The 12356-nt window shown below is 65.6% G+C and carries 16 protein-coding genes; 10 read left to right on the top strand and 6 right to left on the bottom strand.

What is annotated here, in order from left to right; translation table 11 throughout:
• Positions 1-40 precede the first annotated feature (40 nt).
• Positions 41-670 carry an L-threonylcarbamoyladenylate synthase gene (locus V0R59_RS17885; RefSeq protein WP_330075693.1) on the bottom strand — a complete coding sequence of 210 codons (630 nt, stop codon included), beginning with the start codon at positions 668-670 and terminating at the stop codon, positions 41-43.
• A gap of 13 nt (positions 671-683) precedes the next feature.
• Positions 684-1547: a PHP domain-containing protein gene (locus tag V0R59_RS17880; RefSeq protein WP_330075692.1), complete on the bottom strand. Its 864-nt coding sequence runs from the start codon at positions 1545-1547 to the stop codon at positions 684-686.
• Positions 1548-1614: 67 nt separating this feature from the next.
• Between V0R59_RS17880 and V0R59_RS17875 the strand changes: the two genes are divergently transcribed.
• From V0R59_RS17875 to V0R59_RS17850, 6 genes are all read left to right on the top strand, one after another.
• Positions 1615-2211 (top strand): septation protein A, encoded by a 597-nt coding sequence (locus tag V0R59_RS17875; RefSeq protein ID WP_330075691.1) that lies wholly within the window; start codon positions 1615-1617, stop codon positions 2209-2211.
• A gap of 1 nt (position 2212) precedes the next feature.
• Entirely contained in the window at positions 2213-2512 is a 300-nt protein-coding gene (locus tag V0R59_RS17870) for a YciI family protein (RefSeq protein ID WP_330075690.1), read from the top strand.
• Positions 2513-2645: 133 nt separating this feature from the next.
• Positions 2646-3038 carry a translation initiation factor 2 gene (locus V0R59_RS17865; RefSeq protein ID WP_330075689.1) on the top strand — a complete coding sequence of 131 codons (393 nt, stop codon included), beginning with the start codon at positions 2646-2648 and terminating at the stop codon, positions 3036-3038.
• Positions 3039-3045: 7 nt separating this feature from the next.
• Positions 3046-3723, top strand: a complete 678-nt coding sequence (locus V0R59_RS17860; protein WP_330075688.1) for a response regulator transcription factor — start codon at positions 3046-3048, stop codon at positions 3721-3723.
• 125 nt (positions 3724-3848) lie between these two features.
• Positions 3849-4283: an LTXXQ domain protein gene (locus tag V0R59_RS17855; RefSeq protein WP_330075687.1), complete on the top strand. Its 435-nt coding sequence runs from the start codon at positions 3849-3851 to the stop codon at positions 4281-4283.
• A 54-nt stretch (positions 4284-4337) separates the two neighbouring features.
• Positions 4338-5678 (top strand): sensor histidine kinase, encoded by a 1341-nt coding sequence (locus tag V0R59_RS17850; RefSeq protein ID WP_330075725.1) that lies wholly within the window; start codon positions 4338-4340, stop codon positions 5676-5678.
• Positions 5679-5686: 8 nt separating this feature from the next.
• Here V0R59_RS17850 and V0R59_RS17845 read toward each other — a convergent pair whose 3' ends face one another.
• Positions 5687-6241, bottom strand: a complete 555-nt coding sequence (locus V0R59_RS17845; RefSeq protein ID WP_330075686.1) for a nitroreductase family protein — start codon at positions 6239-6241, stop codon at positions 5687-5689.
• Between the two features lie 133 nt (positions 6242-6374).
• Between V0R59_RS17845 and V0R59_RS17840 the strand changes: the two genes are divergently transcribed.
• Entirely contained in the window at positions 6375-7829 is a 1455-nt protein-coding gene (locus V0R59_RS17840) for a TrkH family potassium uptake protein (protein WP_330075724.1), read from the top strand.
• Here the strand turns inward: V0R59_RS17840 and V0R59_RS17835 are convergent.
• Complete coding sequence (locus V0R59_RS17835; protein WP_330075685.1) at positions 7786-8859, bottom strand: AraC family transcriptional regulator; 1074 nt, start codon at positions 8857-8859, stop codon at positions 7786-7788. The genes V0R59_RS17840 and V0R59_RS17835 overlap by 44 nt on opposite strands.
• Positions 8860-9005: 146 nt before the next feature.
• Here V0R59_RS17835 and V0R59_RS17830 point away from each other — a divergent pair, with 146 nt between their 5' ends.
• Positions 9006-9317, top strand: a complete 312-nt coding sequence (locus V0R59_RS17830; RefSeq protein ID WP_330075684.1) for a DUF962 domain-containing protein — start codon at positions 9006-9008, stop codon at positions 9315-9317.
• Positions 9318-9361: 44 nt separating this feature from the next.
• Here V0R59_RS17830 and V0R59_RS17825 read toward each other — a convergent pair whose 3' ends face one another.
• The gene (locus V0R59_RS17825; protein ID WP_330075683.1) at positions 9362-10183 is read right to left on the bottom strand and encodes a UDP-2,3-diacylglucosamine diphosphatase; all 822 of its coding nucleotides are present in this window, start codon (positions 10181-10183) and stop codon (positions 9362-9364) included.
• Positions 10184-10316: 133 nt separating this feature from the next.
• Here V0R59_RS17825 and V0R59_RS17820 point away from each other — a divergent pair, with 133 nt between their 5' ends.
• Positions 10317-11081: an AraC family transcriptional regulator gene (locus tag V0R59_RS17820; RefSeq protein ID WP_330075723.1), complete on the top strand. Its 765-nt coding sequence runs from the start codon at positions 10317-10319 to the stop codon at positions 11079-11081.
• Between the two features lie 77 nt (positions 11082-11158).
• Entirely contained in the window at positions 11159-12040 is an 882-nt protein-coding gene (locus V0R59_RS17815; protein WP_330075682.1) for a DMT family transporter, read from the top strand.
• Here V0R59_RS17815 and V0R59_RS17810 read toward each other — a convergent pair.
• Positions 12037-12318 carry a SelT/SelW/SelH family protein gene (locus V0R59_RS17810; protein WP_316918652.1) on the bottom strand — a complete coding sequence of 94 codons (282 nt, stop codon included), beginning with the start codon at positions 12316-12318 and terminating at the stop codon, positions 12037-12039. The two genes, V0R59_RS17815 and V0R59_RS17810, sit on opposite strands and share 4 nt — an antisense overlap.
• Positions 12319-12356 lie beyond the last annotated feature (38 nt).

Raw genomic sequence — 12356 nt, 5'->3', positions numbered from 1 at the left:
GCCTGGGGATCGACCGGCGCTTCCACGGCTTCCACCGCGCTCACACGCTGACCATGAACGGTTCGGGGTCGCCACAACCGACCCGCACCACTTCCGGTTCGTCGCCGGTCAGGTCGATCACGGTGGAGGCCTTCAGGTTGCCGAAGCCACCGTCGATGATCAGGTCGACGTGGTGCTCCAGGACCTGGCGCATTTCATAGGGGTCGGTCATCGCCTCGTCTTCGCCGGGCATGATCAGGCTCACGCTCATCAGCGGCTCGCCGAGCTCTGCCACCAGGGCCAGGGCAATGGGATTTTCCGGCACGCGCATGCCGATGGTGCGGCGCTTGTCGTGCAGGAGCAGGCGCGGCACCTCGCGGGTGGCGTTGAGGATGAAGGTGTAGGGCCCCGGGACATGGGCCTTGATCAGGCGGAACAACAGGGTGTCGACCTTGGCGAACACGCCCAGTTGCGACATGTCGCAGCAGATCAGGGTGAAGTTGTGGTTCTTGTCCAGTTGGCGCAGGCGGCGCACCCGCTCGATGGCGCCCTTGTCACCGATCTGGCAGCCCATGGCATAGGAGGAGTCGGTGGGAAACACCACCACGCCGCCCTTGCGGATGATCTCCACCGCCTGCTTTATCAGGCGCGGCTGGGGATTCTCCGGATGTATCTGGAAAAATTGACTCACGTTGTCTTCCTGTTCAGACGTCCGCGGATGGCTGCTCATGTTTGAATCGACGCCACAGAGGTGGCAGATCCTCCGGCAGAGGCCGGTAGACACCGATTTCGGACCAGGTGCCCGGGCCATGGAAGTCGCTGCCGGCACTGGCCAGCAGGCCAAACTCACGGGTCAGGATGGACAACGTGCCGACCTGTTCCGCCGGTTGCATGCCGTTGACCACCTCCAGAGCCTGGCCCCCCGCTTGAATATAGTCGGCAATCAGCCGACGGCGCTTGCTGCGGGTCAGTTCGTAATGCATGGGATGGGCCAGGCTGACCCAGGCTCCGGACTGGCGCAGGGTCTCGACGGTGTCGTCGAGGGTCGGCCAGTGCAGCTTCACATCGCCGAGCTTGCCAGCCCCAAGCCACTTGCGGAAGGCTTCGGCGCGGTCCTTGACATGGCCGGCGCTGATGAGGAAATCGGCGAAGTGCGGACGTGCCGGGGCATTGCCGCTGTCGCCCAACGCCTGCTGGATCGCCCGCGCGCCTTCCAGCGCACCGGGCATGCCCTTGGCCGCCAGGCGCCGGGAGATTTCCTCGGCGCGCAGCCAGCGCCCGCGGTGCAGCGACTCGACCGCCGCCAGCAACGGCGGCGCATCCAGCGGGAAACCGTAGCCCAGGATATGGATCGTGGCGCCCGACCAGGTGCAGGACAATTCGATACCGCTGATCCACTGCATGCCGCGGGCGTGCATGGCCTCCCGGGCTTCGACCTGACCCTCCAGGGTGTCGTGGTCAGTCAGCGCCATCGTCCGCACGCCCTGTTCATAAGCGCGGGCGACCAGTTCGGTGGGGGTCAGCGAGCCGTCCGACGCGGTGCTGTGGCAGTGCAGGTCAACATTCATGGGGTGAAGCTTTTCCTCTCATTGAGGTTTGTTATTATGCCGGGACATCCCGCTCCTGGCTGCCACTGTGAAACAATTCATCGATTTCATCCCGCTCCTGCTGTTCTTCATCGTCTACAAGATCGAGCCACGCCTGGTCGAGATCGCCGGCCAGAGCTTCACCCTGGGCGGTATCTACAGCGCCACGGCGGTGCTGATCATCAGTTCCCTGGTGGTCTACGGTGCCCTGTTCATTCGGCAACGCCGCCTGGAAAAAGGTCAGTTGCTGACCCTGGTGGCATGCCTGGTGTTCGGCGGCCTGACCCTCGCCTTCCATAGCGAGACCTTCCTGAAATGGAAGGCGCCGGTGGTCAACTGGCTGTTCGCCCTGGCCTTCTTCGGCAGCCACTTCGTCGGCGACAAGGTGCTGATCAAGCGCATCATGGGCCACGCACTGACCCTGCCGGACGCCGTCTGGACCCGCCTCAACGCGGCCTGGATCGCCTTCTTCCTGGTCTGCGGCGCGGCCAACCTGTTCGTCGCCTTCACCTTCCAGGACATCTGGGTCGACTTCAAGGTGTTCGGCAGCCTGGGCATGACCGTGCTGTTCCTGGTCGCCCAGGGCGTCTACCTGTCCCGGCACCTGCACGACAGCGATCCCTCCACTCCCAAACCCGAGGAATGACATGCTCTACGCCATCATCGCCACCGATGTCGCCAACTCGCTGGATGCCCGCCTGGCCGCCCGCCCGGCACACCTCGAGCGCCTGCAGCAGCTGAAGGCCGAAGGCCGCATCGTGCTGGCCGGTCCGCATCCGGCCATCGACAGCAACGATCCGGGCGCCGCCGGCTTCAGCGGCAGCCTGATCGTCGCCGAGTTCGCTTCGCTGGAAGCCGCCCGGGCCTGGGCGGATGCCGACCCGTACATCGCTGCGGGCGTCTACGACAACGTAGTGGTCAAGCCGTTCAAGCAAGTCCTGCCGTGATACGGACGACGCGCCGGCCAGTGCCGGCGCGTCAAATCCGTCGAGTTGCCCTTTAAAACCTTCCCGTTGCTCATTATTCTCATCGCGCTGCCGACAACGTCCTGAACATTCGTCTTGAATTACAGGAGTTACCATGCGCCACGGTTCGTTGTCCCTGTTGCTGTGCCTGTTGTTGTTGAGCTCCCTCGCCCAGGCCGAAGAATCCACCCCGCTGTCGCTGAGCGCCGGCGCGCAGATCACCGAACTGCAGCAGCGCCTGCAGGACAGCGAACGCCAGCGCGAGGCGCTGGTCCAACAGCTGCAAAATGCCGACAACGAACGCGAAAGCGCACAACTGAGCCGCTTGCGCCAGGAGAACCAGCGCCTGAAGATGGCGCTCAAGGAAGCCCAGGCCAGCGTCACCCCGCGCCTGCTGAGCGATCAGCAACAGTGGTTCGTGACCGGTGGCGCGGTTGCCCTGGTCGCCCTGCTCTGCGGTATCTTTGCCAGCGGCAGCCACAGACGGCGCAAGCAATGGTTGAATTGAGTGAGAAATGAGCGAGCTGCTACTGATTGACGATGACCAGGAACTCTGCGAACTGCTGGCCCACTGGTTGGGCCAGGAAGGTTTCCTGGTACGCGCCTGCCACGATGGCCAGAGCGCCCGCAAGGCCCTGGCCGAACAGTCCCCCGCCGCGGTGGTGCTGGACGTGATGCTGCCCGACGGCAGCGGCCTGGAACTGCTCAAGCAGTTGCGCAGCGAGCATGCCGAACTGCCGGTGCTGATGCTCTCGGCCCGGGGCGAACCCCTGGACCGCATCCTCGGCCTGGAACTGGGCGCCGACGACTACCTGGCCAAGCCCTGCGATCCCCGCGAACTGACCGCCCGCCTGCGCGCCGTGCTGCGCCGCAGCCACGGGCCGGCAGCGCCGAGCCAGATGGAGATCGGCGACCTGAACTTCAGCCCGGCCCGCGGCGTGGTCGCCATCGATGAGCGGGAGCTGAGCCTTACCCTCTCGGAAAGCCGCATCCTCGAAGCCCTGCTGCGCCAGCCCGGCGAGCCGCTGGACAAGCAGGAACTGGCGCAGATCGCCCTGGGCCGCAAGCTGACCTTGTACGACCGCAGCCTGGACATGCACGTCAGCAACCTGCGCAAGAAGATCGGCCCGCACCCCGATGGCCGCCCGCGTATCGTCGCGCTGCGCAGCCGCGGCTACTACTACAGCCTGTAAACCCTGTGTCAGCGAGGTGCGCCGCGCTCTTTACCCAAGCTTTACCGTGGACTGACCGCCGCTGACCTTGATCTCCGTAGACTGGCCACATCCGGTAACGACCGGCCTCAGAAAGGAGATACACCATGCGCAAGACCCTTATCGCCCTGATGCTCGCTGCTGCCCTGCCTACCGTCGCCATGGCCATGCCGGAAAACGGCCCGGGCCCAGGCCCTGACCACGGCCCTCGCTTCGAGCATCACCGCGGTGACGCGCCTTTCGCCAAGCTCGACCTGACCCGCGAACAGCGCCAGCAGATCGGCAAGCTGATGGGCCAGGAGATGAAAGACCGCCGCGAAGTCACCCAACGCTTCCTCGACAAGCTGCCGCCAGCCGAGCAGAAAGCCATGAAGGACGAGCTCAAGGCCAAGCAGGACAAGACCCAGGCCGACATCCGCGCCCTGCTCAAGCCTGAACAGCAGAAGCAGTTCGACGAGATGAAGAAGAAACGCGAAGAACGCCGCGCCGAATGGCAGGAGTTCCAGGCCTGGAAAGCCGAGCACGGCAAGAAAGCCCAGTAATCCATGACCCCGCCCGGCCTGCCCACGCAGGCCGGGCTTTTCTCGTTCGAGGGACTGAATTTGCGCTCACTGTTCTGGCGTATCCTGGCCAGCTTCTGGCTCGCCATCGCCCTGGTCGCCGGCCTGTCCATCGGGATGGGCCACATGCTCAACCAGGACGCCTGGATCCTCAGTCGTCATCCGGGCCTCAACACCCTGGCCAAGAACTGGGCCGAGCGCTACGAGAAGATGGGCCCGGAAGTCGCCCAGCAGTACCTCGAACAGCGCAAGCGCCGCTATCACATCGATACCCAGGTGCTCAACGAGGCCGGCGAAGCCGTGGTGCCCGGCACCTTCCCGCGTCGCGCGGCAGTGTTCGAGGAACGCCAGGGCAACGACCATCGGCCGCTGCCCTGGCGGCGCCTGACCGAGGAATACACCAGTGCCGGCAGCGGCGAGACCTACCTGCTGATCTACCGCATTCCCCATCCCGAGCTCGATGCCTGGCACCGCGACAGTCTGATCTGGCCGCTCAGCGCCCTGGGGATCGCGCTGGTGGTGCTGACCCTGTTCAGCCTGCTGGTGACCCTCTCCATCACCCGGCCGCTCAGTCGCCTGCGCGGTGCGGTGCACGACCTCGGGCAGGCCAGCTACCAGCAGAACAGCCTGGCGCGCCTGGCCAGTCGCCGCGATGAATTCGGCGTGCTGGCCAACGACTTCAACCGCATGGGCTCACGCTTGCAGAGCCTGATCGGCAGCCAGCGGCAGTTGTTGCGCGACGTGTCCCACGAACTGCGCTCGCCCCTGGCCCGCCTGCGCATCGCCCTGGCCCTGGCCGAGCGTGCCGAGCCGGACCAGCGCGACGCCTACTGGCCGCGCCTGACCCGCGAGTGCGACCGCCTGGAAGCGCTGATCAGCGAGATCCTGGTGCTGGCCAGGGTCGATGCCGAGCAAGCCCATGCCGAACCGGTGGACGTCAATGCAGTAGTCAATGGCGTGTGCAAGGATGCCCAGCTGGGAGCGCCGGAGCAGATCATCCGCCTCACCGAGATGCCGGGCCTGAGCCTGCACGGCTGGCCGACCCTGGTGGAGCGGGCCGTGGACAACCTGCTGCGCAATGCCCTGCGCTTCAACCCGGAGGGGCAACCGATCGAGGTGAACGCCGCACGGGACGGCGAGCACATCCTGCTCAGCGTGCGCGACCATGGCCCGGGGGTCGAGGCCGCGCACCTGGAGCAACTGGGCGAGCCGTTCTTCCGCGCCCCGGGCCAGACCGCGCCGGGGCACGGGCTGGGCCTGGCGATCGCACGCAAGGCGGCGGAACGCCATGGCGGAATGCTGCAACTGGGCAATCATCCGCAAGGAGGCTTCGTGGCGACGCTGGTGTTGCCGGTGCAAGGGACGGCCAGTGCCTGACCGGCAGATCAGCCCCAGGCGCTGACGAAGTCCTCGGTCTTGAGCACCGGCGCCGTGCGCGGCTCGCTGATCGGCGTGCCGAGGTACAGGAAGCCGATCAGCTCTTCACCCGCCTCCAGCCCCAACCCCTTGGCCACGTGCGCCGAATAGGCCATTTCCCCGGTGCGCCACACCGCGCCAATCCCCTGGGCATGGGCTGCGATGAGAATACCGTGGGCCGCACAGCCTGCCGCCAGCAGTTGCTCGGACACCGGCACCTTCGGGTGCTCGCGGGTACGGGCGATCACCAGCACCAGCAACGGCGCCCGCAGTGGCATGGCACGCGCCTTGTCCAGCGCTGCCTGGTCGGCCTCGCCCTTCTGCGCCACCACTTCAGCGAACAGCTCGCCCAGCTTGACCCGCGCCTCGCCTTCGACGGTGAGGAAGCGCCATGGCCGCAACTGGCCGTGGTCCGGCGCACGCAAGGCCGCCTGGAACAGACCTTCGCGCTGCGCGGCATTGGGCGCAGGCTCGGTCAGGCGCGGAACGGAAACACGGTTGAGCAAAGCGTCGAGAGCCTCCACGGGCATCCCTCCAGGTCAGAAAAATGAACCTGCATTCTAGTGGCACGCCCCACAAACGCCACAGCGACGTTTACTTAAAAAGGCCCGCAGGTAGAATGGCGCCCTTCCGTTTCGAGTCAGGGCTGAGTACATGGTGGCGTTGCCGACCCTAAGGATCATCGGTTTCATTATCGGCATCTTCCTGATCACCCTGGCGATCAGCATGACCGTTCCCATGGCCACGCTGGTCATCTTCGAACGCACCGGCGACATGCCGGAGTTCCTCTGGTCGAGCCTGATCACATTCGTCGCCGGCCTCGCCCTGGTAGTGCCCGGCCGACCGCAACACGTGCACCTGCGCCCACGGGACATGTACCTGCTGACGGTGAGCAGCTGGGTGGTGGTGTGCATCTTCGCCGCCCTGCCGTTCCTGCTGACCCAGCACATCAGCTACACCGACGCCTTCTTCGAGAGCATGTCCGGGATCACCGCCACCGGCTCCACCGTGCTCAGCGGCCTGGACAACATGTCGCCGGGCATCCTCATGTGGCGTTCGCTGCTGCACTGGCTCGGCGGCATCGGCTTCATCGGCATGGCGGTGGCGATCCTGCCGCTGCTGCGCATCGGTGGCATGCGCCTGTTCCAGACCGAGTCCTCGGACCGCTCGGAAAAGGTCATGCCGCGCTCGCACATGGTGGCCAAGTCCATCGTCCTGGTGTACATCGGCATCACCATCGTCGGCAGCCTGGCGTTCTGGTGGGCGGGCATGAGCGTGTTCGACGCGATCAACCACGCCATGTCGGCGATCTCCACCGGCGGTTTCTCCACCTCCGACCAGTCCCTGGCCAAATGGCACCAGCCAGCGGTGCACTGGGTGGCGGTGGTGGTGATGATCCTCGGCAGCGTGCCCTTCACCCTGTACGTGGCGACCATGCGCGGCAACCGCAAGGCACTGATCCGCGACCAGCAGGTCCAGGGCCTGCTCCTGCTGCTGGTAGTGACCTGGGTGGTGCTCGGCACCTGGTACTGGGCGACCACCAAGCTGCACTGGCTCGACGCACTGCGCCACGTGGCGCTGAACGTCACCTCGGTGGTCACCACCACCGGCTTCGCCCTGGGCGACTACAGCCTGTGGGGCAACTTCTCGCTGATGCTGTTCTTCTACCTGGGCTTCATCGGCGGCTGCTCCGGCTCCACCGCCGGCGGCATCAAGATCTTCCGTTTCCAGGTCGCCTATATCCTGCTCAAGGCCTCGCTGAACCAGCTGATCCACCCGCGGGCGGTGATCAAGCAGAAGTACAACGGTCACCGGCTCGACGAAGAGATCGTCCGCTCGATCCTGACCTTCTCATTCTTCTTCGCCATCACCATCTGCGGCATCGCCCTGCTCCTGTCGCTGCTCGGGGTCGACTGGATGACCGCCCTGACCGGCGCCGCCAGCACCGTGTCCGGCGTCGGCCCGGGCCTGGGCGAGACCATCGGCCCGGCCGGCAACTTCGCCAGCCTGCCGGATGCAGCCAAGTGGATCCTTGCCGGCGGCATGCTGCTGGGCCGCCTGGAGATCATTACCGTGCTTGTGTTGTGTATGCCGGCGTTCTGGCGTCACTGAGGCTTTCCGCCTCGGCCTGCCCCAGGCCGTGGCGGCGGGCGCGGTATTCGCCGGGGGTGACATCGAACCAGCGGCGGAACGCGCGGAAGAAGTTGCTCGGGTCGGCGAACCCCAGCAGGTAGGCGGTTTCCAGCAGGGTCATGCCGGGCTGGGCGAGGTACTGCTCGGCCAGTTCGCGACGGGTGTCGTCGAGCAGGGCCTGGAAGCTGGTGCCCTCCTCCTGCAGGCGCCGCTGCAACGTGCGCTGGGACAGGTGCAAGGCCTGGGCCACCAGCTCTCGCTTCGGCTCCCCCTGCGGCAACACCCGGCACAGCACCTGGCGCGCGCGATGGGTCACCCGGCTTTCCGAGAAGCGCGCCAGATACTCCCCCGCAAAACGATCGTGCAAGACCGCCATGGCCTCGTTGGCCGTGGGCAGCGGCGACTGCAGGTCCGCCGGGTCGAAGATCACCGCGTCGTAGGGCGCATTGAAGGTCAGCGGCGAATGGAAGGCCGCCTTGTAGGGCTCGATATCGGCCGGCTGCGGGCCCTGGATCAGCACCTTGCGCGGCTGGATGGTACGCCCGCTCAGCCAGCTGCACAGCGACAGCGCGCAGGCCAGCGAGGCTTCCGAGCTGTGCCGGGTCGGCGGCAGGTGGTCACCGTGCACGGTGAGGATCAGGGCATGGCCTTCCGGGCCGAGATGGAAGCTCAGGTCCGAGCTTTCGGCGATGATCCGCTGGTAGCGCACCAGGCGCTCGAAGCCTTCGGCCAAGGTGCGGCTGGACATCAGCGCGTAGCCGACCACATGGAAGGATGCCGGGCGTATGACGCGCGCCATGTTCAGGCCGATGGCGTGGTTGCCGGACAGCTCCTCGGCGAGCTGCCAGAGGCGGGTCATGGAATCCTGGGTAAAGCGGGCATCGGGATCGCTGAGCGCGGCGAAGTCCAGGCCGAGCTTGTTGAAAAGGGCCGGGCAGTCCAGCCCTTCCAGTTCGAGAGCCTTGACAATCCCCGAGGCCCAGCTTGCTGAAGTGGTTCTCTCGTTCATGGCTGGCTCTGGTTTGGGGGAAAGACGCAAGGATACTAAAGTGGCGCTTATTGTCACTGGCCGTATCAGTCGTTGACTCTAGACTCAGATCAGGCTCCACGCCGTGCAGTTCAAAAAACAGACAATAACAAGGAGGCGTCTGACCCGTGGAAAGTCCTCGCCAGTTCAACAGCTTTGCGCAGTTCTACCCCTACTACCTCGACGAGCACGCCAATCCGTCCTGCCGTCGCCTGCATTTCGTCGGCACCACCCTGGTCATCGCCCTGCTCGCGTACACCATCGCCAGCGGCAAGTGGCTGTTGCTGCTGGCGGTGCCGTTCGCGGGGTATGGATTTGCCTGGATCGGGCATTTTTTCTTCGAGAAGAACCGGCCGGCTACCTTTCAGCATCCGTTCTACAGCTTGCTGGGGGATTTCGTGATGTACCGCGACATGTTGCGGGGGAAGGTGAGCTTCTGAACCATCGAGGGCCTCATCGCGGGCAGCGCCCGCAGTGAGGTACTTCAGCCTTGCACGGACTCGGCGACCCGCGCCTGTTCTTCCTGTACCTGCCGCGCCTGGTCATCCGCCAACCGGTACAACTCGATATTGCCATCCCAGTGCTCGATCAGCGCCGTGCATGACTCCACCCAATCCCCGCAGTTGAGGTAGTCCACCTCCCCCACCTTGCGGATCTCGGCATGGTGGATATGCCCGCAGACCACGCCATGGAAGCCCTGCTTCACGCACTCGTGGGCGATGGCTTCCTCGAAGTCGCTGATGAAGTTCACCGCGGTCTTGACCTTGTGCTTCAGGTACGCCGACAGCGACCAGTAGCCATAGCCATAGCGCGCGCGCCAGTAGTTGAGCCAGCGATTGAGGGTCAGGGTGAACTCGTAGGCCGAATCGCCAAGGAACGCCAGCCAGCGGTGATAGCGGGTGATGACGTCGAACTGGTCGCCATGAATCACCAGCAGGCGGCGACCATCGGCCGTGAAGTGCTCGGCCTGGTCCACCAACTGGATATTGCCGAGGATCAGCTTGGAATAGCGACGCAGGAATTCGTCATGGTTGCCGGTGACATAGATCACCTCGGTGCCGCGCTTGCTCATGGTCAGCAGGCGCCGGATCACGTTGGTATGGGCTTGCGGCCAGTACATGCCGCCACGCAGCTTCCAGCCATCGATGATGTCGCCGACCAGGTAGATGCGGTCGGCGTGATAGCGCTTGAGGAATTGCGACAAGTGCTCGGCCTGGCAATCCCGGGTGCCGAGGTGCACATCGGAAATCCACAGGGTGCGGACACGCTGTTTGCGCGTGGGCTTGATCAACGCGGCACTGGTCATGGGCAGGGCTCCGGCAGGCTTTCGGCGAGCTTGCCAAGCGGCCGTTAATCGGACATGACAGGCATGCGGCAATCCCATGACAGCCGCCAAGGCGTACACTGTGAACTTTCGCCCTCTTCCGGACCCGGCAGCGATGAACAGCGACCCGATCCTTTCCCTGCGCCACTACCGCGACGACCTGATCACCCACGCCCACGATCACCCGCAACTGGTGTTCGGCCTGCGCGGGCGCCTGGAGTTCGAGGTCGGCGGACGCGGCGGGCGAGTCGAGCGCCAGGACCTCATGGTGGTTCCCGCCGGCGCGCACCACAGTTGCGACAGTCCGGCCGGCAGCCATTGCCTGGTGCTCGATGTGCCCGGCTGCGGCTGGGTGGAGGACAGCCTGGGGGCCCATGTCGATCCGTGCCGGCGCTTGCTCGAACGCCCCGGTACCTTGCAGCTGGACGGCCGCCAGCAGCAACTGGTGGACTGGCTGGCGCAGAGCCCGGTCGAGGATCCGCTGATCGCCCGCCAGGGCGCGGTGCTGTTGCTCGCCAGCCTGAATGGCAGCAGCGCCCTCGCCACCCCGCAACGACAACTGCCCTACGCCGCCTTCGACGCGCATATCGAGCAATACGCCGCCTACCCGCTGCAGGTCGCCGACCTGGCGCGCCTGGCCGGGCTGTCCAGCGCCCGCCTGCATGCGCGCTTCATGGCCGAACGCGGGATCACGCCGATGGACTACATCCGCCAGCGCCGCCTGCTGCGCGGGCGACACCTGCTGCAAGGTACCGCGCTGCCCATCGGCGAAATCGCCAGCCAGGTCGGCTACAGCTCCCAGAGCGCTTTCGCCGCGGCGATGCTCAAGGCGTTCGGCCGCAGCCCCGGCGCCCTGCGCCGCGAGTCTGGCGACAACTGACGCGAGGATCGCGACAGACAGCCCCGCGCCGGGCGCCGTAGACTGGCCGGGCAATTTCCCACCGTGCAAGGACTCCCATGAATCACCGCACCGCCCTCGGCGCCCTGCATATCGGCGCGCTGTTCTTCGGCCTGACCGGCGTCTTCGGCAAGCTGGCCAGCGCCTCGCCGGCGATCATCGTATTCGGCCGAGCGGCCTTTGCCGTGCTCGCCCTGGGCCTCTTCGTGCGCATTGCCGGACCTGGCTGGAAAGCCCTGCAAGCCCAGGACTGGCGTCGCCTGGGTCTCGGTGGCGTGCTGCTGGCGGGGCACTGGGTCAGCTTCTTCATTTCGGTGAAGGTCAGCGGCGTGGCCATCGCCACCCTCGGCTTCGCCAGTTTTCCCGCCTTCACCGTGATCCTCGAAGGCCTGCTGTTCCGCGAGCGGATCCGCGGCAACGAGTTGCTGCTGGTGGGCCTGGTCAGCATCGGCCTGGTACTGGTGACGCCGGAATTCAACCTGGCCAGCGAAGCCACCGGCGGGCTGCTCTGGTCGCTGCTCTCGGGCCTGCTGTTTTCCTTGTTGTCGCTGACCAACCGCGCCGGTTCCGGGCGGATCCCGGCGGTGCAGGCGGCCATGTGCCAGAACCTGGTGGTCGCCCTGTGCCTGCTGCCCTTCGCCACCCCTGGGCTGGGCGCGGTACCGGCACTGGACTGGCTGTGGATCGGCCTGCTCGGAGTGTTCTGCACCGGCGTCGCCCACAGCCTGTTCGTGGCGGCGCTGGGGGTGATCAAGGCGCGCACCGCTGCGGTGGTGTTCGCCATGGAACCGATCTACGGCATCGCCGTGGCCTGGATGCTGTTCGCCGAGACGCCAACGCCGCGCATGCTCGCGGGGGGCGTGCTGATTATCTTTGCCATCGTCATTTCCAGCCGTCTCGCCGCCAATAGCGAATCATCCAGGGCGGTCGCGGAGCACTAGCGATCGTTGTGACCCAGATCGCGCTGCGGATCGATCTGGTCGCGCACCCGCTGTTTGAGCACCTTGGCTTCGGGGAAGCCGCCATCGGCCTTGCGCTCCCAGATCTGCACGCCGTCGCAGGTGATGCGGAAGTTGCCGCCGGTTGCCGGCTCCAGGGCCACCCGGGCGAGATCGTCACTGAAGGTACTGAGCAGTTCCTGGGCCAGCCAGGCCGCCCGCAGCAGCCATTGGCACTGAGTGCAATAAGTGATGACGATTTCCGGCTTCGAAGCGCTCACGGCAACAACCTCAAACAAAATGTGTGGCGCTTATACTA

This window comes from Pseudomonas ulcerans (genome assembly GCF_036324125.1).
In the GTDB taxonomy this organism is placed as follows: Bacteria; Pseudomonadota; Gammaproteobacteria; order Pseudomonadales; family Pseudomonadaceae; genus Aquipseudomonas; species Aquipseudomonas ulcerans.
This window is presented reverse-complemented; position numbering and strand designations above follow the sequence as displayed.

Excerpts from the sequence above, each read along its gene's own strand:
- V0R59_RS17865 (WP_330075689.1), top strand. The coding sequence starts at position 2,646 with ATGCGCCACGGTTCGTTGTCCCTGTTGCTGTGCCTGTTGTTGTTGAGC.
- V0R59_RS17820 (WP_330075723.1), top strand. The coding sequence starts at position 10,317 with ATGAACAGCGACCCGATCCTTTCCCTGCGCCACTACCGCGACGACCTG.
- V0R59_RS17860 (WP_330075688.1), top strand. The coding sequence starts at position 3,046 with ATGAGCGAGCTGCTACTGATTGACGATGACCAGGAACTCTGCGAACTG.
- V0R59_RS17880 (WP_330075692.1), bottom strand. The coding sequence starts at position 1,547 with ATGAATGTTGACCTGCACTGCCACAGCACCGCGTCGGACGGCTCGCTG.
- V0R59_RS17835 (WP_330075685.1), bottom strand. The coding sequence starts at position 8,859 with ATGAACGAGAGAACCACTTCAGCAAGCTGGGCCTCGGGGATTGTCAAG.
- V0R59_RS17825 (WP_330075683.1), bottom strand. The coding sequence starts at position 10,183 with ATGACCAGTGCCGCGTTGATCAAGCCCACGCGCAAACAGCGTGTCCGC.
- V0R59_RS17870 (WP_330075690.1), top strand. The coding sequence starts at position 2,213 with ATGCTCTACGCCATCATCGCCACCGATGTCGCCAACTCGCTGGATGCC.
- V0R59_RS17815 (WP_330075682.1), top strand. The coding sequence starts at position 11,159 with ATGAATCACCGCACCGCCCTCGGCGCCCTGCATATCGGCGCGCTGTTC.
- V0R59_RS17855 (WP_330075687.1), top strand. The coding sequence starts at position 3,849 with ATGCGCAAGACCCTTATCGCCCTGATGCTCGCTGCTGCCCTGCCTACC.